This is a genomic window from Alcaligenes sp. SORT26 (assembly GCF_017377875.1).
GTDB classification, from domain to species: domain Bacteria; phylum Pseudomonadota; class Gammaproteobacteria; order Burkholderiales; family Burkholderiaceae_B; genus Alcaligenes; species Alcaligenes parafaecalis.
Window position 1 is genome coordinate 3,900,203 of record NZ_CP070975.1, and the last position, 18,932, is coordinate 3,919,134.

The following is an 18,932-nucleotide window of genomic DNA, read 5'->3' on the forward strand; positions in this document are numbered from 1 at the left end:
TTGAGCGATCCAGGCGCCCCGTGAACTCGCGCGATAGCTCGTCCCCCGGACGAGCTATAAGCGTCGCGCTCAAACAGCACGGGGCTTGCATCCTGGATAGCTCAAGAGCCTGCGGCCAGAGTCCTAACTCGCCTTCCGACTAGCTGCTCCCCCTCAAGAAAAAGCCACACCAGTTAGCGCTCAAACAGAGCGCTGCTCTCTCAGGGTATCCCCAGAGGCTACAAACGAAAAAAAGCGCAGCAAAAAGTTGCTGCGCTTTCTTCAAGAGCCACCAGGCTGATATTTAACTACGGCTAGCCAGTGCCGGAAATTCAGCAAAGTATCCGCGAATTCCTGTCAGGATGGCTTGTGCGATCTTGTCCTGATGCGAGGAACTGCGCAGCAGACGCTCTTCTTCCGGATTACTGATGAAGGCGGTTTCGATCAGGATGGACGGAATGTCCGGAGCCTTGAGCACAGCAAAACCGGCCCGCTCAACACTGCGTTTGTGCAAGCGGTTGATCTTGCCGATTTCGCCTAGCAGGTGAGCACCCACTTTGACGGAATCGTTAATCTGCGCGGCTGTAGACAGGTCCAGCAGAATTTGAGCAACCTGACGGTTATGGGAGCCGAGGTTCAGGCCACCGATCAAGTCGGCATCGTTCTCTTTCTTGGCCAGCCAACGGGCCGCCGAGCTGGTTGCACCGTTTTGGGACAAGGCGTAGATAGACGAGCCTCGCGCACTGGGTTTGATCCAGGCGTCAGCGTGAATACTGATGAACAGATCCGCTTTTACTCGGCGCGCTTTTTGTACACGCACTTGCAGCGGCACGAAGAAGTCCGAGTCGCGCGTGAGATAGGTACGCATATTGGGCTGGGCATCGATCAGGCGCTTCAAGCGTCGGGCGATGTTCAGCACCACGTCTTTTTCACGTGTACCGCCGGGGCCGATTGCACCGGGATCTTCACCACCATGACCGGGGTCCAGCGCAATCAGCAAGGGGCGATTGGGCGTGCCGGGTGTGGCTGCAGGCGAAGGAGAGCGCGGTGGGGTGGTAACAGGCGGTGGTGTTCGAGCGACGGGCGGCAAAGTCTGCCCTTGTACCGTAGGCACAGGAGCGTCGGGCGAGTTCTGAGCCAGGCTTTCCAGTACGGATGCCAGGGGATCGTTGTCGTCCTGAATTTGCAAAGCCAGCAGCGGGTCTTGGGCCACGCGAGGGTACAAGTCCAGTACCAGACGGTACTTGTATTCACCCACGGGCTTTAGCGTAAAGATCTGGGGGGCGACGGGTTGCTTCAGATCCAGCACCATGCGCACAACGTCGGGGCGGTTCTGGCCCACGCGAACGGAACGGATATAGGGATCGTTAGGACGGACCTTGGAAACCAGCTCTTCGATGGTGCGGTTCATGGTCAGGCCCTGGATATCCACCACCATGCGGTGCGGATTCTCCAGCGTGAAGTGCTCGGCCTTGAGTTCGCTATCCATCTCCAGGGTGACGCGTGTGTATTCGTCTGCTGGCCAGGTACGGACAGCCACAATCGTGCTGGCGTGCGCCAGTCGTGGGATGACAGGGAGCAGGAACAGGGTAGTGGCCGTGGCGACGAATCGGCGACGGGCCTGGCCGGCTGGGGCTACTTCTGCTGGCTGGGGGCGAGTGTCGTAATCCATAGCGTTCCTTTGGCGCTGCGTGCATCCAGGGTGGCCAAACGACCGTCACCACAATAATCCAGGTGTAAATCCAGATCGGGCTCGGGCAATAAATCCCCTGCTTTTTCGGGCCATTCGATCAGCACAACAGCATTGTCTTGCAAAATATCGCGAAAACCTGCGTCGACCCATTCTCGTGGATCGCTAAATCTATAAAAATCAAGGTGATAGAAGTATAAGCTAGAAACTTTATAACTTTCAAGTAAAGCGTAGCTAGGACTTTTGATACGACCGGTAACGCCGCAAGCCCGCAACAGGGCTCGAACGAAGTGGGTTTTACCGGCGCCCAGGTCACCATGAAGATGAATTCGGCCACCCGTCGGCACTCCGGACACCTGGCCGCTCAGTAGCGGGGCAAGGCGCTCGGCCAAGGCCGTGGTGGCGTCCTCGTCAGGCAAGGACAGGGTTAAAGCTTGCGGATTCATAGGCTTGGATCAGGTAGCGAGGGATAACCACAGTGGAATGGTCAAGCCCGCTAGTATAGTGCCGATCGACATGGTCAGCGCGACCAGACGGCTATCGGCTCCCATGCGGGCAGCCAGTACGTGGGCAGAAGAGGCCGTGGGTAGAGCGGCAAATACCAGTAACATCTGGCGCTCCAGTGCGCTCATATCCAACACCCAGGCAATAGCCAGTGCGGCAACCGGCAGCGCCAGCAGCTTGATGGCCGTAATCCAACTGATCAAGGCACCTGCCTGACGTGACCCTTGCAAGGATAAGGTGGCGCCTACACACAACAAACCGATGCCCAGGGCACAAGCACCCAGTCGGCTAAATGCCAATTGAAGGGGGGCGGGGACAGAGAAACCGGCCAGATTCCAGGCCAGGGCTGCCACCGTAGACAAAATCAATGGGTTTTTAAGCAGCTCAATGGCAATACGGCCTTGTTGCCCCCGTGCCAGCACGGTCACCGCCACCATATTGGCCATAGGCACAGAAAAACCCACCAGCAAGGCCATGACGGCCACGCCTGATGGCCCGGCAATGGCGCTGGCCAGGGACATGCCTAAATAAGTATTGAAGCGGAACGCGCACTGGGTCAGGGCGGCGTGCTGCAAGTGTTCGGGCTTCAGAATGGGCAAGGCCAACCAGGCTAATGCCGTGCCGACCGCTATCAGGGCGGCTGCCGCGACTAAGAGCGGCCAGGTATCACCCAGGTTCAGCGGGATGCGAGTAATGGAATCAAACAGCAGGGCTGGAAACAGCACGTAATAGACCAGCTTTTCGGCACCCAGGAAAAACTCCCGGCTGAAATGGAAGCGATGAAGCAGTAAAGCGCCCAATGCGATCAACAGAAAATCGGGCAGGATCAGCGGGAATATTGTGGCCATGATGACGGTAAATAGAAGCAGATATAGGTATATCCCCTGTGGGTCTCTGCTTTCATAATTAACAATTGTTGAGGATTAGCTGCGCTATTATTGGTGAGTTCCCCTTACCCAGGGGATGGATCTACAAAAAGACTAAAGAGGAGATGTTCCCATGATAGAGAAGTTTCCCAAGAAATTTGCGCTGCTATCCCTTTGTGCAAGTTTGTCGGTAATTGGTACAGCTACCGTTGCCCATGCTCAAGCTGATTATCCTAATCAGGCTATTCGCGTCATTGTTCCTTTTGCTCCTGGTGGCTCCACGGATATTGTGGCGCGTATCGTCACCAAAGGGATGAGCGAGGTCCTGGGCCAGACCATGGTTGTGGAAAATAAAGGCGGTGCCGGTGGTGCGATTGGAGCGGCAGAAGCGGCTCGCGCTAAACCCGATGGCTATACCTTGTCGATTGCCACTATCTCGACTCTGGCAGTGAACCCCGCTTGCCGTCCTAATGATTTGCCTTACGATCCTTTGAAAGACTTTGTGCCGGTCAGCAACTTTGCGAACCTGCCCAACGTGATCGAGGTCAATCCCAAATTCCCGGCACAAAACTTCAAAGAGTTTGTGCAACAACTGAAAGACAATCCCGGCAAATACTCCTACGGTAGCTCGGGCACGTGCTCGGTGCTGCACTTGTTTGGTGAAGCCTTCAAGCTGGAAACGGGCACCGATATCGTGCACGTTCCGTACCGTGGCGCAGGCCCGGCTGTGACGGATGCGGTGGGCGGCCAGATCAATGCCATGTTTGATAACTTGCCATCCTCCATGGCCCAGATTCAGGCGGGTAATTTGCGAGCCCTGGCGATTGCCTGGCCCGAGCGTCTGCCTGCTCTGAAAGACGTGCCAACTTTGGCGGAAGAGGGTTACCCACAACTGAACAGCCCGGCCTGGTACGGTCTGCTGGCTCCTAAAGGTACGCCTCCTGAAGTCGTCGCCAAACTGCATGCAGCCGCTGCAGAGGCCTTGAAAAAGCCCGAAATCATTTCGGCTTTGGAAAAGCAGGGTGCAACACCCTCTGGGAATTCGCCTGAAGAGTTCGCCAAGGAAATCAAAGAGCAGTACGACTGGGCTCACGACGTGGTCAAGAAAGGCAATATCAAGCTGGAATAAGCCTTTGGCGTTTAGCGTCACCCATAAAAAAACCGGCCTTTTTAAAGGCCGGTTTTTTGTTTCTGCAACTAAGGCTTAGCCGCGATTGGCTTGCAGTACGGTCAGTGCAGTCATATTGATAATGCGACGCACGGTAGAGCTGTAAGTCAGGATGTGCACCGGAGCATTAGCACCCATCAGGAAAGGACCAATAGCCACGTTGCTGCCTGCGGCGGTTTTCAGCAAGTTGTAGCTGATATTGCCTGCATCCACGTTCGGGCAGACCAGCAGGTTGGCCGAGCCTTTCAAGGACGAGTTAGGCAAAGTGCGGCTGCGCAGGGATTCGTCCAGCGCGCAGTCGGCGTGCATTTCGCCGTCTACTTGCAGGTCGGGTGCCTGCTCCTGAATCAGCTTCAGGGCTTCGCGCATCTTGGGGCCGGAAGCCGCCGAGTCCGAACCGAAGTTGGAGCGCGACAGCAAGGCAACCTTGGGCTCCAGGCTCAGTGTGCTCAACATGCGGGCCGCTTCAATCGTGTATTCCGCAATTTCCTGTGCGTTTGGGTCGTCGTTGACGTGGGTATCCGTCAAGGCAACCGTGCGCTCGCCCAGCAGCAGAATGTTCATGGCGGCGTACACGCTGGAGTTGGGCTTGCGGCCGATCATCTCGTCGATGTAACGCAGGTGGTTGTGGTAGGAGCCGATCGTGCCGCAGATCATGCCGTCGGCATCGCCCAGGTGCACCATGGTCGAGCCAATCAGAGTCAGGCGACGGCGCATTTCCACGCGAGCCATTTCCTTGCTGATACCGCGACGGCACATTTTTTCCCAGTACGTTGTCCAGTACTGGTGGAAACGGTCGTCGGACTCGGGGTTGGTCACTTCCACATCCACGCCCAGACGCAGGCGCAGACCAAATTTCTTGATGCGGGACAGCAGCACGGCAGGGCGGCCAACCAGAATCGGGTGAGCCAGCTTCTCGTCCACAATCACTTGCACGGCACGCAGAACGCGTTCTTCTTCACCTTCCGTAAAGACGATGCGAGCCTTGCCGCCTTCGCGTACCAATTGCTTGGCCACCGCAAACACGGGTTTCATGAACGCGCCGGAGTGGTAGACGAACTGCTGCAACTTGGCGATGTAGCCTTCCAGGTCAGCGATAGGGCGGGTAGCCACACCTTCTTCCATGGCGGCCTGGGCCACGGCAGGGGCGATACGCACGATCAGGCGTGGATCGAATGGCTTGGGAATCAGGTAGTCGGGGCCAAAGCTTAGACCGTACCCACCGTAGGCAGCGGCCACGGCTTCGTCTTGCTCTTCTTCAGCCAGGGCGGCAATGGCGCGTGCAGCCGCTTTTTCCATGCCACGGGTAATGGTGGTCGCACCCACATCCAGCGCACCGCGGAAGATGTAAGGGAAGCACAGCACGTTATTGACCTGGTTCGGGAAGTCCGAACGGCCAGTTGCCATGATGACGTCATCGCGAGCGGCCTTGGCCACTTCAGGCAGAATTTCGGGGGTGGGGTTGGCCAGTGCCATCACAAAAGGACGGTCTGCCATTTTTTGCAGCATTTCAGCTTTCAGCACGCCACCGGCGGACAGACCCACGAACACGTCGGCATTTTCGATCACATCAGCCAGCTTGCGGGCTTCGGTTTCTTTGGCGAAACGGGCCAGTTCAGGCACTTGATGGCCGGGGCGACCTTTGTAGACCACGCCATCAATGTCGGTGACCCAGACGTTTTCTTCAGGCAGACCCATGTCCACCATCAAGTCCAGGCAAGCCAAAGCGGCTGCACCGGCACCGGAGGTCACAACCTTGATCTTCTTGATGTCTTTGCCGACGACTTTCAGGCCGTTCAGGAAGGCAGCCGTCACACAAATGGCGGTACCGTGCTGATCGTCGTGGAAGACGGGGATATTCATGCGTGCGCGCAGCTTGCGCTCAACTTCAAAACACTCGGGTGCCTTGATGTCTTCCAGGTTGATGCCACCAAAAGTCGGCTCCAGACCGGCAATGATGTCGACCAGCTTGTCAGGGTCGGTTTCGTTGATCTCGATGTCGAACACGTCCAGACCAGCAAACTTCTTGAACAGAACGGCCTTGCCTTCCATCACGGGTTTGGAGGCCAGCGCACCAATATTGCCCAGACCCAGCACAGCCGTACCGTTGGAGATCACACCCACCAGATTGCCACGGCCGGTGTAGCGGAAGGCATTTTGCGGGTCGATAACAATTTCTTCACAAGCAGCGGCCACACCGGGCGAATAAGCCAGGCCCAGATCGCGTTGGCTGACCAGGGGCTTGGTGGCGGCAATCGTCACTTTGCCGGGAATCGGGAACTCGTGATAATCCAGTGCAGCTTGTCGATCTACGGGTGAACTCATAGTTTCCTCTTGCTCAGGCGTCAAACAGGTGTTTGGTGGAATCTGGGAATGGCGTGGGAAGTAGGCACCAGCGCCGCTTTTCAACAAGTGTAGATAATTAAACAGGCCAGGGTATTAGGGCTTATTATTACCCCATTAGTAAATACTTATAGTTAAAGGCAAAGGCTTGGAAACAAACGATATCGCCCATAGGTTGGTGCAACGGCTGAAGCTGCGTCACCTGGCATTGCTGATCGAGATTGATCGCCTGGGCTCGCTCACCAAAGTGGCTGATTTGATGGCGATGAGCCAGCCTGCCGTCACCCAGGCGCTGGCCGAGGTCGAGCAGGTTTTTGGCACTCCGCTGTTTTTGCGCTCCTCCCGTGGCATGGAGGCAACACCGCAGGGTCAGATCGTGATTTCACGCGCTCGGGCCATGGTGCAGGATATGGAGTTATTGAGCCTGGACTTGCAGGCGCACAGCATGGGGCGGCAAGCCCATTTGCGTTTGGGCGTCATTCCTTTGGTGTCCGGCAAGCTGGTTTCCACTGCCTTGCGAGCCACTCGCCCCCAAGGGCAGGTCGTGTCTGTCAGCATTACTGAAGGACTGACAGAGACCCTGCTGGAACAACTGCGCGATCACGCCCTGGATGCCGTAGTAGCCCGCAGTTCCCCCGAATTGAATATGAAAGGCCTGCGTCATGAGGCGCTATACGCGCAGCAACCGCGCCTGATTGCCAGTCGAGAACTGGCAGGTCGACTGGGGCGGCGCAAGCTGGACTGGTCACAACTGCAGGATCTGGACTGGATTCTAGGGCCGCGCAATACGCCGATGCGGCGGCAGGTGGCGAACTTGTTTTTACGGGCAGGTTTGCTGGAGCCAGTGCCCAGCGTGGAAACCTCGTCTCCCAAGCTGATCGGTGAGCTGATCGTGAACCACCCTCGTGCGGTGTCTGTGGTGCCGACCGAAATTGCTGAAGAGCTGGTGCGCGTGTCCGGGGTGGCAATCGTGCCGTATTCCTTCGAGTGGGGCTTGTCGCCCATCGCCTTGTTTACGCGTGAGGCTGGCCCGCAGCGACCGGTGGATAAGCTGTTTGCCCAGGAGCTGAAACGGGTGTGTACGGACAAGACGGTGCCCTTGGAGCGGGGGGCTTTTTTCTACTAGTATCGTTCTGTCTGTTGCGGGCTAATTACTAGTGTCACATCGTGAATGCCCCATGCCGAGGGAGCCGGACGAGATCTCGAAGCAGGATGTCATACCTGCCCAGGAAACCGAAGCAGCTCAATGGCAAGAACCGCCCCCCATTTTGATGTACAGGAGTCTGGGAGGGGGCGGTGTACAGCGGCCTGCTTATTGAGGCCTGGGCTATGCAAGCAGCGGCTTACTGATTGACATACCAGATCGCCTTGGTTTGCTGGTACTGATCCAGTGCCTCCATTCCCTTGTCTTTGCCGCCAAAACCGGACAGTTTGAAGCCGCCAAAAGGAGCGGTGATGTCGCCTTCTGAAAAGCCATTCACCGAGACTGTGCCCGCTTTGATCTTGCGCGAGACACGTTGTGCTCGGCGCACATCAAGGGTGTAGATGGAGGCGGCCAGGCCGTATTGGGTATCGTTTGCCAAGGTGATCGCTTGCTCTTCTGTCTCGAAGGTAGTGACGGCCAGAACGGGGCCGAACACTTCTTCCTGGAACAGGCGGTCTTCCGGGGTAATGTGATCGAAGATAGTGGGTTCGATATACCAGCCACTGCCCAAGTCACTATGAATACGCCCGCCATGAACCAGCTTGGCATTTTTTCCGGGGTTTTCCAGAAAGCTGGCCACTTTTTCAAAGTGCGCTTTTTCTACCATCGGTCCGATAGACACATCCGGGTCCGTAGGCAAGCCCACTTTCCAGGAGCCCAGCCCCTGTTTGAGTTTTTGCAGCAGTGTGTCTTTCAGGCTGCTGTGTACGATCAGGCGGGAGCCGCAACTGCAGTTTTCGCTCATGTTCCAGAATGCGGCCGCCAGGATGGAGGGGACCGCTTCGTCCAGCAGGGCATCTTCAAAAACGACCTGGGGGCTTTTTCCACCGCATTCCAGCACGACTTCCTTCAGGTTGCTTTCTGCGGAGTATTTCAGGAACAGGCGACCCACTTCGGTGGAGCCGGTGAACGACACAATGTCCACGTCCTCGTGCCGTCCCAAAGGCTCCCCGACTTCCTCGCCTGTGCCGGTGATCAGGATCAGTGCCCCTGCGGGGATGCCTGCCTGATGTGCCAGCTGTGTCATGCGGTAGGCGCTAAGACTGGTCAGCTCGGACGGTTTCACAATGACCGAGTTGCCGCACACCAGAGCAGGAGCCACTTTCCAGGCGTACATCTGGGCTGGGAAGTTCCAGGGCAGGACGGCAGCCACCACCCCAATGGGTTCTTTTGTGATCAAGCCCAGCGCGTCTGAGCCGGTTGGGGAAATGCGGCCAAAGCATTTATCAGCCGTTTCCGCATACCAGCTGAAGGTATCGATGGTGGCGGGCATGTCGGTGTTCAGGCATTCGGTGATGGGTTTGCCTGCATCCACGCAATCGAGTGCGGCCAGTTCCTCGGCATGTTGCTCCAGCAAGGCCACCCACTTGAGCATGATCTTTTTACGTTCTGCCGGAGACAACTCAGACCACTCACCGGACTCAAAGCTTGTGCGTGCGGCAGCGACAGCCGCTTGTACATCAGAGGCTTGGCCAGCAGCGATTTTGCCAATCACGGCCAGGTCGATAGGGCTGATGTTATCGAGCAGGGCCGAAGCCGTGGTTTGATGGCCCGGAATCAAATGGGAAGCGTGCAGCTTTCCGGCGCGGGCCAATTCAAAGACAGTCTCTTTCTGCGTGGGCATTCAAGCCTCCTGTTCTACTTGGTAAGCGTTGATCTGGGCCAGGAAGTCGTCGCGTTCCTGCGCTTCTACCGGCAGCAGGGGCAAGCGCACCGAACCGACATCAATGCCGTGACGCACGCAACCCAGTTTGGCTTTCTGGTTGTAGTTGCCGGACTCCATGGCGGCAATGGCGGGCAGCATGGCTGCCATCATGCGACGTACGCTGTCCCAGTCCTCTTGCTCGGCTGCCTTGAGCATTTGAACTTGCTCGGCAGGAAACACATTGGCCCCGCCGCTGATCCAGCTGCGCACGCCCCAGAACAGGAAGTCGGCCGCTTGGTCATCGCAGCCGCAAACAACCTGGAAATCTGGCAGATTGGCATTGACCATGGCCACCACTCGGCTGAAGTTGCCGCTGCTTTCCTTGATGCCCACAATGTTTTTGACCTTGGCCAGTTCGTAGACGGATTCCAGCTCAATTTGTATGCCGATGCGTGCCGGGAAGTTGTACATGACGATGGGCAGCGTGGTGGCTGCCGCCACTTCCTTGAAATAAGCCACCACCTCATTTTGACCCGGCAAACTGTAGGGTGTAGGGGACAGCATCAGGGCTTCGTAACCCAATTCTTCGGCTTCACGAATCCGGCTGATGGCTTCGGCAGGTGACATGGAGTTCACGCCGGCAATCAGTGTGGTGCGACCACGGCCGGTTTTGGCAACAATCTCCAGTACGCGGCGACGCTCCTGTGCGCTCAGCGCGTAGTATTCGCCTGTGGTACCGCAGGCCACAATTCCTCCTACGCCAGCTTCAATAAAGCACTCAACCAGACGCTCCAGAGCGGCTTCATTTAACTGGTTGTTGGCGTCAAACGGGGTAACGATAGGAACGAGAATGCCGTTCAGATTCATGATGTCTCCAGATTATTAATAGTTGATCTATCGGTTTATTCAATGACTTTGCGGGTGAAGGTGCTGAGGTAAGCCATCAGCGTTTCGGAGCCCTGCAAAGCCATGTCGGGATTTCCGTCCTGGATTCCTTCAGCCAGGGTCAAGTGGGCTTGAGCCCCGGCTTCCAGGTCACCTTCATATTGGTAGGCGTACCAGAATCGTCGGCACTGAACGATCATGGGGGTGACCGCCTGCACAGCGAAGGTATTGCGACAGGCCTGGTGGATGACTTCGTCCAGATGCTGGTCGGCCAACATATAGGCGTCTATATCTTTGGCATTGGCGGCGTCGACCATGGCCTGGGCGTGGCCGAGCAAGGTGCTGCGCTGGGCTGGGGTCGCCCATCGGGCAGCCCCTTGCACAATCAAGCGCTCCAGAACCCGTCGCGTTTCAATCAGAGTCAGGTGTTCAGCCACACGGATTTCACTGACACGCAGACCACGGCGTGGCTGCTGCTCAATCAATCCCAGGGCCACCATACGCATCAGGGCTTCACGTAAGGGGGTGCGTCCCAAACCTGTCATTTCCACCAGATCACTTTCCACGATGGCCTGACCAGGCTCCAGTTTGAGTGTGGCAATTAACTGCTCAATCGCCTGGTAGGCGGTTTCAGCGGCACGAGAAGAAGGGGTGGGGGCGCTACTCACAGAGACTCCAATATAAAAATGGCGTTAAAAACCGGATACTTGCTGAGGCAGCCAGGTTGCAATCGCGGGGAACAGGGCGACGATCAACAAGGTCAGCAACTGGGCAAGAATAAACGGCACTACACCTCGACAAACTTGTCCGTATGTCATGTCTTTCGGGGCAATGGACAGGAGGTAGAAAATAGATGAAGCCAGGGGCGGTGTCAGATAACTGGTTTGAATGACAACAATCACCATGACGCCAAACCACAAGGGGTCCAGCCCGGTCGCCACAATAAAGGGCAGGAAAAGCGGAACGCAAATGAGCACGTTCGCTGTCCAGTCCAGTACAAAGCCCAACAGAAATACGATGCCCAGAAACAGGATGATCGTACCTGTGCTGCCCAGCCCCAGATCGCTGGTGAGCATTTGCACCAGCTTGGCACCACCGTTGGCGGCAAAGGCACCGGTAAACATGGTACCTCCGGCCACAATCAGCATGATCATTGCCGTAATGCGCACCGTGATCCGCAAGGCTCCACTGAAGACTTCCCAGTTGAACTGACGGTAGAAAATACACAGAACAGCGGCGGCAGCAGCACCCAAGGCAGCGGCTTCGGTGGGGGAGGCTATCCCTTTCATCAACGAGCCCAGAACGGCGATGATCAGCAGCATCATGGGAACCAGACCACGCATCGTAATACTGATTTTTTCACCCAGGGGTCTGCGCATATCCTCGTCATCGGCGCGAGGCCCCAACTCAGGTTTGAGCGTAGTGGCGATCAGGATGTAAGCCACAAAGAGCGTGGTCATCAACAAGCCCGGAAAGAGCATGGCAGCAAACAGCTCGCCAACCGGAACCTGGGCCAGGGAAGCGTAGACCACCGCAACCACCGAGGGGGGAATCATGGTGCCCAGGGAGCCCCCGGCGCAGATCGTTCCCGCGATCAGCGAGTTGTTGTAGCGAAAGCGCTTCATGGCCGGGATGGCCATCAGCCCCACCATGATTTCTACCGCTCCAACCACACCTGCCGCAGCAGCAAAGGTGGCTGCCATGGCGATCGTGGCAATGGCCAGCCCGCCCGGCAGTCCGCCCAGCCAGAGCTGCATGGTGCGAAACAGGCGTGCAGCAATGCCTGACCGCTCCAGCAGGGCCCCCATCAGGACGAACATGGGAATCGCTGACAGGATATGGTTGGTGGCCGCGCCGTACAAAGCGCCATACATCTGGTCAAAGACCATGGGGCCAAAGGCGTACCAACCGGCCAGAAAGGCGGGCAGGATCAACGCAAAAGCCACGGGCATGCCCTGAAAAATCAGCAGGAACAGCGCAGGGAACATCAGTCCGGCGATCCATAAATTCATGGGTTCACCTCGACGTCAGCAGGGCTTTGTTCTTTGACTGCACAGCGCAGGCCATGGGCAAGCAATTGCAAGGTAAAGGCAACCAGACCAATCGCAATGCAGGCGTAGAAGGGCCACATGACCGGCGCCCAGGGGCTGACCATTTCGACCTCGTTCAGCTTCCAGGCCATCCAGGCTTTGTGAATGCTGACTTTGCTTAAAACGGCAAAGAGGGGAAACAGCACCAGCAAATACAGGACCAGGTCTGAAATGTGAGCAAAGGACCTGGGCAAGTGCTTGCGAACCACATCAATGCTGATGTGTTCGTTCTGACGCATCACCCAGGCCATGCCCAGCAGAAAAATAGCACCATTCATCATGTAGGCCACATCAAAGGCCCAGACGGTAGGAGCATGAAGGACATAGCGGGCAAAGACTTCCCACACCATGGCAGCGACCAGGATTGCCGCTGCCATTTCAGCCAGCCGAGAGCTTGCAAGGGCGATAAAGTCGATCAGTTTTGAAATAGGCTGCAGCATGGCAGCTCTCCTTCAGAAAGTGGGACTTAGTCTCGGATCAGGTAATTGCTTTCGCTGCGCCAACGGTTCAGGAAGTCATCGTAATCAGTCAGCAAGTTCTTCATGTAGTCGTTGCCGGACTGGGCTTGCGCATCGGCTTTCTTGTGTACCCAGTCATTACCGGCATCAGCCAATTGTTTGATGAAGGCCGGATCCAGGGTGATCACTTCATTGCGCCCTTGGCGATACTTTTCCATGGCTTTGATATCGGCGTTGTAGAAGTAATCCAGAGATTGGTGGGTGGTCAGTTCGGCAGCGGCCTCGATCAGTTTTTGCAAATCGGCCGGTACCTTGTCCCAGGTTTCCTGCTTTAGGACCACTTCCCACATGAAGGTGGGCTGATGCACCCCTGGCACCACAATGTATTTGGCAGCCTGATGAAAGCCTTCGGGGGTGTTGGAGGAGGGGGTGGCCCATTCCACTGCATCGACCCCTTTGCGTTGCAGCAGGGTGTAGGTGTCGCCAGGAGGAACCACGGTGGGAACGGCACCGAAATAATCTTTCATCACGTCGGCCCAGGCGCCGGAAGTGCGGTATTTCAGCCCTTTCAAGTCCTCTGCATTCCGAATAGGGGTGTTGGAGTGGGCCATCACCTCGGTCGAACCCAGGCCGACAATCATGGTTTTGAGCCCGTTTTTGGAGCGCAGCTCCTGCAGCTTTTCCTTGCCACCACCTTCATACAGCCAGACACGATAGGCATCAGGCCCCATGCCGCCCGGATAGCCCGCAAAAATCGCATTGGCTGGATCCTGATTGACCAGGTAACTGGAGGTGGAGTGCCCAGCTTCCACGACGCCGGTTTCGACGGCTTCAAACACCTTGAGGGCAGGAACAATGACCCCCGCTCCAAAGGGCTGGATTTCAACCCGGTCACCTGTCATGAGCTTCACATTCTTTGCGAAACGCTCCAGGAAGTTCTGATAGAAGGGCGATCCTTCCGGTACGGAAGTGGGAACGCGCCAACTGATGTCAGCAGCCTGTACCGAGGCCATACCGCACAACAAAAACAAACCAGCAATTCGTGAAGCACCAAGTTTGGATTTCATATTTGTCTCCGGTGGTTTTTTTATAGTCCAGCTCTGTCATAGGCCTGTGGCCAGGGCGAGAGCATGGAAATCATCTTAATATTTTATAAATATATTAACAACATATTTAGATTGGGGTTTGTCCTAGAAGGGGCCGTAGATGGCTTGTGGACTGGCTTGGAGTTTTTTTCAGGCCTTGGCAGGGGATGGCGTTGCCTTTTTGATGCCTGTTTCTGGATGTGGTTTCGGGTTTCGCAAAGAGGGCTGAAGCAGTACTGGTATAGCTCTCTTTGTGTTTTTTTGAAGCTGCTTGAGGCGCTTCATGCGGCCCTTGGAATCCTTTCGCGCCTGCGGTCTAGCTGGTACACTTTGCGGCTGCTTTTCTGAGAAGCGCGCAGTAGCGGGATTGGCTTGTTGAACAGGCCCTTTGCTGTAGCACTTCCGGCTGCACTTGCCAGGAAAAGGCTTGTTTTTTTACGCACAGAACAAGGCAGTCAATCTGCCTTCATGTGCTGTAAAGCCTGAATTCCTGCGGTGTATGTGGCGTCTGGCCCGCTTGGGCCCACTCCACAGAAAGCCCACCGGGCCCATAGTTAAATGGATATAACTTTCCCCTCCTAAGGGAAGATTGCAGGTTCGATTCCTGCTGGGCCCGCCATCGTATTTTTAATCGCACCGTTCTCTTGGCTCCTTGATCTTGGGGCTGCGGGGCGTGCGCACAAGCAGCTTAGTCATGACACTCCAAGGTTGGAAACGCCGCGCTTTTTACGTGGGTTTGTTTGAATTTTTCGCCATAGTTTTTTCTTCTTTCCTGCTGGCGTATTTTGCCGGGGGCGAGGCTTCTGAATCTGCTCCGATTGCAGTGGCTATTTCCGTGATCGCGATTATCTGGAACTACGTGTTCAACACGGCGTTCGAGCATTGGGAATCCCGCCAGGCCATTAAAGGCCGCAGCCTGTTGCGCCGTAGCGTGCATGCCATCAGCTTTGAGGCTGGCTTGGTGATTGCCATCGTGCCTTTGTATATGTGGTGGTATCAGGTTGGCTTGATGGAAGCGCTGCGTATGGAAGTCGCCATTCTGGTGTTCTTCCTGATCTACTCGTTTATCTTTAGCTGGACCTTTGATCGAGTGTTTGGCTTGCCAGCCAGCGCGGCTTGAAGCCCATCGCTCAATAAAAAAGCCGCGTAATGCGGCTTTTTTGTTTTCTATAGTCACTCCGCCTGAGCGTCCCGACGCGCCTGGCAGATGCGTCCATGATGCACATCTGCCCACTTCACCAGCTCTCGCATGGGCACCAGAAAGGATTGCCCCAATTCGGTCAGCGTGTACTCCACGCGTGGCGGTACTTCTGCGTACAAGGTCCGTTGTACAAAACCATCAGTTTCCAGACGCTTGAGGGTGCGTGAGAGCATTTGGCGGGAAATATCGCCGATTTCTCGGCCCAGCTCGTTAAAGCGCAGGGTGCCCGGTGCCAGGGATTCCAGGATCAGCAGGCTCCATTGGTCGCCAATTCGATCCAGTACATCCCGTATGGGACAGGGTTGTTCAAATTCTTCCTGTATTGGGCTGGAAGCCAGTACTGCTGCGCTTGATGAGGACATGTGTCATCGCCTTCTGGGGTTCAATAGTCACTTCCATGTGACCTGGTATGGCTTGCGTGACTTCTTGTGGACTGTCAAAAAACTGTCTAGCATCACACTTAATGGTCTACTTTATAGACCAAGTCTTAATTTGAGCACACAAGGAGCTGTTATGTCTCGTATTGCATTGATAGGTGCTTCTGGCGAAGTTGGTTCGCGCCTTTTGAAAGAACTCTCGGATCGCGGCCATACGGTGACAGCGATTGCTCGCCATACTGAAAAAATTGCCAGCCTGCCCAATGTCACGGCTGTTCAGGGTGATGTGAATGATCTGGACGGTTTGATCGCGCTACTGCAAGGTCACGATGTGGCGATTAGTGCAGTTCGCTTTGCGTCTTCAGACCCTTCCAAACTGATCACGGCGGTTCGTGCTGCCGGTGTGAAGCGCTATCTGGTTGTGGGTGGTGCTGCCAGTCTGGAAGTGGCTCCCGGTCAGCGATTGATTGATCAGCCTGCTTTCCCGGACGCGTACCGTACCGAGGCCTTGGGTGGCATTGCTTTCCTGGATCAGTTGCGTCAGGAAAAAGAGCTGGATTGGACTTTCCTGTCCCCATCGGCTGAATTCGGCCCAGGTCAGCGCACAGGCAAGTTCCGTGTCGGCAAAGACAGCCTTTTGGTCTCGGACCAGGGCAGCAAGATTTCTTATGAGGATTACGCCATCGCTTTGGTGGACGAGATTGAACGTCCAGCCCATTCGCGCCAGCGATTCACCGTAGGTTATTGAACAAGGAGTGGGACTGATGAAAGGTTTAATCCGATGGGTATCTCCAGTGTTATTAGCGGGCTCTTTCTTGTTGAGCACAAATGCAGTGTTGGCTGCCAATTCGCCGACTCGTGATGTGGCTCAGGAAGAAAGCAATCGCAAGCTAGTGGTCGATTTTTACGAGAGCTTCTTCAACAAGCATCAGGTGCAGGAAGCGGCAGCCGTGGTGGCCGAGGACTACATCCAGCACAACCCGGAAGTGCCGGACGGAAAGGCGCCTTTTGTGGGTTATTTTGGTGGCTACTTCAAAGAAAACCCGGAGTCTCGTGCGCGGATTGTGCGTAGTGCCGCAGATGGTGATCTGGTCTATCTGCATGTGCACTCGACCAATGGCAAGGCCGATCGCGGACAGGCGGTGATTGATATTTTCCGGGTGCAAGACGGCAAGATTGTGGAGCACTGGGATGTGATTCAGGCCGTGCCGGAGCAGGCTGCCAACAGCAATACCATGTTCTAAGGTCGCTAGTTCGGGGTGATGCGCTGCCCCAGTGCAAAGAGGACTTATGTGTACGCCAGATAAAAGACCCGCCATCACTGGCGGGTCTTTTTGATGAAGGGGCCGTTAAACAGGGTTCTTTTTGGGGCAAGCGTTTTTGCGGTGGTTTAGCAGGGTTGTAATCCCGAGTCGCCTAAGCCGTCTGCATCTTGATCTTGGCTTCGCGTATCGGCAGATTGACGATGGCAGCCAGTACGGCCAACACAATATCAGCCCACCACATCCAGCTATAGTCGCCAAAACGAGTCAGGGCAATGCCACCCAGCCAAGCACCTAGAAAGCCGCCGATCTGATGCGAGAAAAGGGCCAGACCGAACAGGGTAGCCAGATAGCGCGTGCCAAACAGCTTGGCAACGATATTGGCCGTTGGGGGTACGGTGGCCAGCCAGGTCAGTCCCAATCCGATGGCGAAGATATAAAACACCAGATCGGTTTTAGGCATCATCAAATACCACAGGATCAGCACGGCGCGAGAGGCATACATCAGCGCCAGTACGTACTTGCTGCGCCAGCGGGCAATGCAGGAGCCAGCGGCAATACTACCGAAGATATTGGCCAGACCGATCAAGGCCAGTGACCAGCTTGCCACCGAAGGCGGCAGTCCGCACAGGTCAATCTCCCCCGGCAGGTGGGTGACCAGAAACGCAATATGAAAACCGCAGGTGAAAAAGCCCAGGCTCAACAGCAAATAGCTGCGATCTTTCATGGCGCTTTTGACTGTCTCGGCCAGGCCAGGGCCGCTGGGAAGGGGAGCGGGGATTGGGGCAGCCGCCGCTTTGTTAGTCTTGCCGCCAGGGCTTAGTTTGCGGATCAAGGGCAGGGTCAGCAGGGCGGTCAGGGCCAGGACCCAGAAGGTGGACATCCAACCCACCCAGCCGATCAGTTTTTGTACAACGGGGGCGAAGACAAATTGCCCGAAGGAGCCGCCTGCATTGATCAGGCCTGAGGCCTGGCCGCGTGCATGGTCGGGAATGCGCTGGGCGGCGGCACCAATCAAGGTGGAAAAGCTGGCTGCTCCCGAGCCGAGGTTGGCCAGCAGGCCCAGCGTCAAGGTCAGGCCCAGGCCTGAGCCAATAAACGGAGTGACGGCGCAGCCCAGAGCCAGAATCAGGAGGCCTGCAATCAGTACACGGTCTGGACCCCAACGATCCGAGCAGGCACCGGCAATGGGCTGAATGGCACCCCAGGCCAGTTGGCCGACGGCCATTGCAAAGCTGATGGACATAATGCCCATGCCGGTTGCTTTATCAATGGGGCCGACGAATAGACCGAAGGATTGGCGTATCCCCATGGTGACCATCAGGATGCCAGCAGCAGCCAAAGTCACCGTCATGACGGCGGGCTGGCGCAAGGATTGAAACATGGGGTCCCCTCTTATTATTCAGGTTTGAATTATCTGGCGAAATGCCAAAGAGGTGCAATCACCTTGTCTTGTGAAAAGCGATTGGGTGGACAGTGTTGTAGGGCGCCGTGATCCAGTTCCAGTTGCAGGAGGTTGTTGTTGTGGGCTGTGCGTGGCAGGAAGTGTAGGGCGCAGAACCAGGCTGTTTACTGCGGCGTTTGATGGTTCAAGCGAGCGAGGGACATAAAAAAAGACGGAGCTATTAGCCCGTCTTTTTTGTACTTGTTGCTCAATAAGATCAGCTTTTTTAAGCTCAACCTTTTTCCAGACCCGCTTGTACTGGTCGTGCTCCCAGCTTGTCGATCAGAACCTGAGGGTTGATGCCCAGCAAATAGCCGCGTCGGCCGCCGTTAATGTAAATGGTGTCGAACTCCAGCAGTTCTTCTTCCAGCCACACAGGCATGGCCTTGCGGGTGGCAAAGGGCGAGGTGCCGCCAACCATATAGCCAGAGTGGCGCTGGGCTACATCTGGCTTGCAGGGGGCGATCTTTTTCGCGCCCGTCTGACGGGCCAGATTCTTGGTGGAGACTTCACGGTCACCGTGCATCACGATAATCAACGGCTTGGCGCTTTCATCTTCCATGATCAGGGTCTTGGCCACCCGGTGCAGGTCCAGACCTAGCTGGGCTGCTGCTTCCATGGCTCCGCCGTGATCGACATAGTCGTAGCTATGCTCGGTAAAGGAAATGCCATTTTTACGTAGCCATTGCGTGGCGGGTGTTTCGCTAACGTGTTTTTCTTTAGCCATATCT

Annotated in this window: 18 protein-coding genes and 1 tRNA gene; 6 read left to right on the top strand and 13 right to left on the bottom strand. The window is 56.0% G+C overall.

The window, feature by feature from the left end; translation table 11 throughout:
* Positions 1 to 283: 283 nt before the first annotated feature.
* From JYG33_RS17795 to JYG33_RS17805, 3 genes are read right to left on the bottom strand one after another with little or no spacing between them, the layout of a single operon-like run.
* The gene (locus JYG33_RS17795; protein WP_207873457.1) at positions 284 to 1,651 is read right to left on the bottom strand and encodes an N-acetylmuramoyl-L-alanine amidase; all 1,368 of its coding nucleotides are present in this window, start codon (positions 1,649 to 1,651) and stop codon (positions 284 to 286) included.
* Complete coding sequence (tsaE, locus tag JYG33_RS17800) at positions 1,615 to 2,115, bottom strand: tRNA (adenosine(37)-N6)-threonylcarbamoyltransferase complex ATPase subunit type 1 TsaE (RefSeq protein WP_207873458.1); 501 nt, start codon at positions 2,113 to 2,115, stop codon at positions 1,615 to 1,617. The genes JYG33_RS17795 and tsaE overlap by 37 nt, the downstream gene beginning before the upstream one ends.
* Before the next feature lie 9 nt (positions 2,116 to 2,124).
* Positions 2,125 to 3,021 carry an AEC family transporter gene (locus JYG33_RS17805; protein WP_207873459.1) on the bottom strand — a complete coding sequence of 299 codons (897 nt, stop codon included), beginning with the start codon at positions 3,019 to 3,021 and terminating at the stop codon, positions 2,125 to 2,127.
* A gap of 151 nt (positions 3,022 to 3,172) precedes the next feature.
* Between JYG33_RS17805 and JYG33_RS17810 the strand changes: the two genes are divergently transcribed.
* Complete coding sequence (locus JYG33_RS17810) at positions 3,173 to 4,168, top strand: tripartite tricarboxylate transporter substrate binding protein BugE (RefSeq protein ID WP_207873460.1); 996 nt, start codon at positions 3,173 to 3,175, stop codon at positions 4,166 to 4,168.
* A 75-nt stretch (positions 4,169 to 4,243) separates the two neighbouring features.
* Here the strand turns inward: JYG33_RS17810 and JYG33_RS17815 are convergent, their stop codons facing one another.
* Positions 4,244 to 6,532, bottom strand: coding sequence for an NADP-dependent malic enzyme (locus JYG33_RS17815; protein ID WP_207873461.1), 2,289 nt, complete (start codon positions 6,530 to 6,532; stop codon positions 4,244 to 4,246).
* Positions 6,533 to 6,698: 166 nt separating this feature from the next.
* On the opposite strand from JYG33_RS17815, the gene JYG33_RS17820 reads away from it, so the two are divergent.
* Positions 6,699 to 7,676: a LysR substrate-binding domain-containing protein gene (locus JYG33_RS17820; RefSeq protein ID WP_207873462.1), complete on the top strand. Its 978-nt coding sequence runs from the start codon at positions 6,699 to 6,701 to the stop codon at positions 7,674 to 7,676.
* A 217-nt stretch (positions 7,677 to 7,893) separates the two neighbouring features.
* On the opposite strand, the gene JYG33_RS17825 is transcribed toward JYG33_RS17820, so the two are convergent.
* From JYG33_RS17825 to dctP, 6 genes are read right to left on the bottom strand one after another with little or no spacing between them, the layout of a single operon-like run.
* On the bottom strand, positions 7,894 to 9,378 hold the full coding sequence (locus JYG33_RS17825; RefSeq protein ID WP_207873463.1) for an aldehyde dehydrogenase: 1,485 nt from the start codon (positions 9,376 to 9,378) through the stop codon (positions 7,894 to 7,896).
* On the bottom strand, positions 9,379 to 10,266 hold the full coding sequence (dapA, locus tag JYG33_RS17830; RefSeq protein WP_207873464.1) for a 4-hydroxy-tetrahydrodipicolinate synthase: 888 nt from the start codon (positions 10,264 to 10,266) through the stop codon (positions 9,379 to 9,381).
* Positions 10,267 to 10,301: 35 nt separating this feature from the next.
* The gene (locus JYG33_RS17835) at positions 10,302 to 10,952 is read right to left on the bottom strand and encodes a GntR family transcriptional regulator (protein WP_207873465.1); all 651 of its coding nucleotides are present in this window, start codon (positions 10,950 to 10,952) and stop codon (positions 10,302 to 10,304) included.
* 24 nt (positions 10,953 to 10,976) lie between these two features.
* Positions 10,977 to 12,296, bottom strand: coding sequence for a TRAP transporter large permease subunit (locus JYG33_RS17840; protein ID WP_045930984.1), 1,320 nt, complete (start codon positions 12,294 to 12,296; stop codon positions 10,977 to 10,979).
* Positions 12,293 to 12,814 carry a TRAP transporter small permease subunit gene (locus tag JYG33_RS17845; protein ID WP_207873466.1) on the bottom strand — a complete coding sequence of 174 codons (522 nt, stop codon included), beginning with the start codon at positions 12,812 to 12,814 and terminating at the stop codon, positions 12,293 to 12,295. Before JYG33_RS17845 ends, JYG33_RS17840 begins: the two co-directional genes overlap by 4 nt.
* A gap of 26 nt (positions 12,815 to 12,840) precedes the next feature.
* A complete protein-coding gene (gene dctP, locus JYG33_RS17850; RefSeq protein WP_207873467.1) occupies positions 12,841 to 13,899 on the bottom strand; it encodes a TRAP transporter substrate-binding protein DctP in 1,059 nt (352 codons plus the stop codon).
* Between the two features lie 562 nt (positions 13,900 to 14,461).
* On the opposite strand from dctP, the gene JYG33_RS17855 reads away from it, so the two are divergent.
* Together JYG33_RS17855 and JYG33_RS17860 are read left to right on the top strand one after the other, a co-directional pair.
* Positions 14,462 to 14,536: transfer RNA gene (locus JYG33_RS17855), tRNA-Arg, on the top strand.
* A gap of 75 nt (positions 14,537 to 14,611) precedes the next feature.
* Positions 14,612 to 15,037 carry a PACE efflux transporter gene (locus JYG33_RS17860; protein ID WP_207873468.1) on the top strand — a complete coding sequence of 142 codons (426 nt, stop codon included), beginning with the start codon at positions 14,612 to 14,614 and terminating at the stop codon, positions 15,035 to 15,037.
* A 53-nt stretch (positions 15,038 to 15,090) separates the two neighbouring features.
* Here the strand turns inward: JYG33_RS17860 and JYG33_RS17865 are convergent, their stop codons facing one another.
* Complete coding sequence (locus JYG33_RS17865) at positions 15,091 to 15,480, bottom strand: helix-turn-helix domain-containing protein (protein ID WP_207873469.1); 390 nt, start codon at positions 15,478 to 15,480, stop codon at positions 15,091 to 15,093.
* 151 nt (positions 15,481 to 15,631) lie between these two features.
* On the opposite strand from JYG33_RS17865, the gene JYG33_RS17870 reads away from it, so the two are divergent.
* Positions 15,632 to 16,243 (top strand): NAD(P)-dependent oxidoreductase, encoded by a 612-nt coding sequence (locus JYG33_RS17870; RefSeq protein WP_207873470.1) that lies wholly within the window; start codon positions 15,632 to 15,634, stop codon positions 16,241 to 16,243.
* Between the two features lie 16 nt (positions 16,244 to 16,259).
* Positions 16,260 to 16,739 carry a nuclear transport factor 2 family protein gene (locus JYG33_RS17875; protein WP_207873471.1) on the top strand — a complete coding sequence of 160 codons (480 nt, stop codon included), beginning with the start codon at positions 16,260 to 16,262 and terminating at the stop codon, positions 16,737 to 16,739.
* A 172-nt stretch (positions 16,740 to 16,911) separates the two neighbouring features.
* Here JYG33_RS17875 and JYG33_RS17880 read toward each other — a convergent pair whose 3' ends face one another.
* A complete protein-coding gene (locus JYG33_RS17880) occupies positions 16,912 to 18,141 on the bottom strand; it encodes an MFS transporter (protein ID WP_207873472.1) in 1,230 nt (409 codons plus the stop codon).
* Positions 18,142 to 18,433: 292 nt separating this feature from the next.
* On the bottom strand, positions 18,434 to 18,928 hold the full coding sequence (gene ybaK / locus JYG33_RS17885) for a Cys-tRNA(Pro) deacylase (RefSeq protein ID WP_207873473.1): 495 nt from the start codon (positions 18,926 to 18,928) through the stop codon (positions 18,434 to 18,436).
* Positions 18,929 to 18,932: the final 4 nt, after the last annotated feature.

Bases quoted from the DNA above. Each gene is read 5' to 3' on its own strand.
- JYG33_RS17805 (WP_207873459.1), bottom strand. From the start codon at position 3,021: ATGGCCACAATATTCCCGCTGATCCTGCCCGATTTTCTGTTGATCGCA.
- JYG33_RS17810 (WP_207873460.1), top strand. From the start codon at position 3,173: ATGATAGAGAAGTTTCCCAAGAAATTTGCGCTGCTATCCCTTTGTGCA.
- JYG33_RS17845 (WP_207873466.1), bottom strand. From the start codon at position 12,814: ATGCTGCAGCCTATTTCAAAACTGATCGACTTTATCGCCCTTGCAAGC.
- JYG33_RS17840 (WP_045930984.1), bottom strand. From the start codon at position 12,296: ATGAATTTATGGATCGCCGGACTGATGTTCCCTGCGCTGTTCCTGCTG.
- JYG33_RS17825 (WP_207873463.1), bottom strand. From the start codon at position 9,378: ATGCCCACGCAGAAAGAGACTGTCTTTGAATTGGCCCGCGCCGGAAAG.
- dctP (WP_207873467.1), bottom strand. From the start codon at position 13,899: ATGAAATCCAAACTTGGTGCTTCACGAATTGCTGGTTTGTTTTTGTTG.
- JYG33_RS17795 (WP_207873457.1), bottom strand. From the start codon at position 1,651: ATGGATTACGACACTCGCCCCCAGCCAGCAGAAGTAGCCCCAGCCGGC.
- JYG33_RS17870 (WP_207873470.1), top strand. From the start codon at position 15,632: ATGTCTCGTATTGCATTGATAGGTGCTTCTGGCGAAGTTGGTTCGCGC.
- ybaK (WP_207873473.1), bottom strand. From the start codon at position 18,928: ATGGCTAAAGAAAAACACGTTAGCGAAACACCCGCCACGCAATGGCTA.
- JYG33_RS17875 (WP_207873471.1), top strand. From the start codon at position 16,260: ATGAAAGGTTTAATCCGATGGGTATCTCCAGTGTTATTAGCGGGCTCT.
- dapA (WP_207873464.1), bottom strand. From the start codon at position 10,266: ATGAATCTGAACGGCATTCTCGTTCCTATCGTTACCCCGTTTGACGCC.
- JYG33_RS17880 (WP_207873472.1), bottom strand. From the start codon at position 18,141: ATGTTTCAATCCTTGCGCCAGCCCGCCGTCATGACGGTGACTTTGGCT.
- JYG33_RS17865 (WP_207873469.1), bottom strand. From the start codon at position 15,480: ATGTCCTCATCAAGCGCAGCAGTACTGGCTTCCAGCCCAATACAGGAA.
- JYG33_RS17815 (WP_207873461.1), bottom strand. From the start codon at position 6,532: ATGAGTTCACCCGTAGATCGACAAGCTGCACTGGATTATCACGAGTTC.
- tsaE (WP_207873458.1), bottom strand. From the start codon at position 2,115: ATGAATCCGCAAGCTTTAACCCTGTCCTTGCCTGACGAGGACGCCACC.
- JYG33_RS17860 (WP_207873468.1), top strand. From the start codon at position 14,612: ATGACACTCCAAGGTTGGAAACGCCGCGCTTTTTACGTGGGTTTGTTT.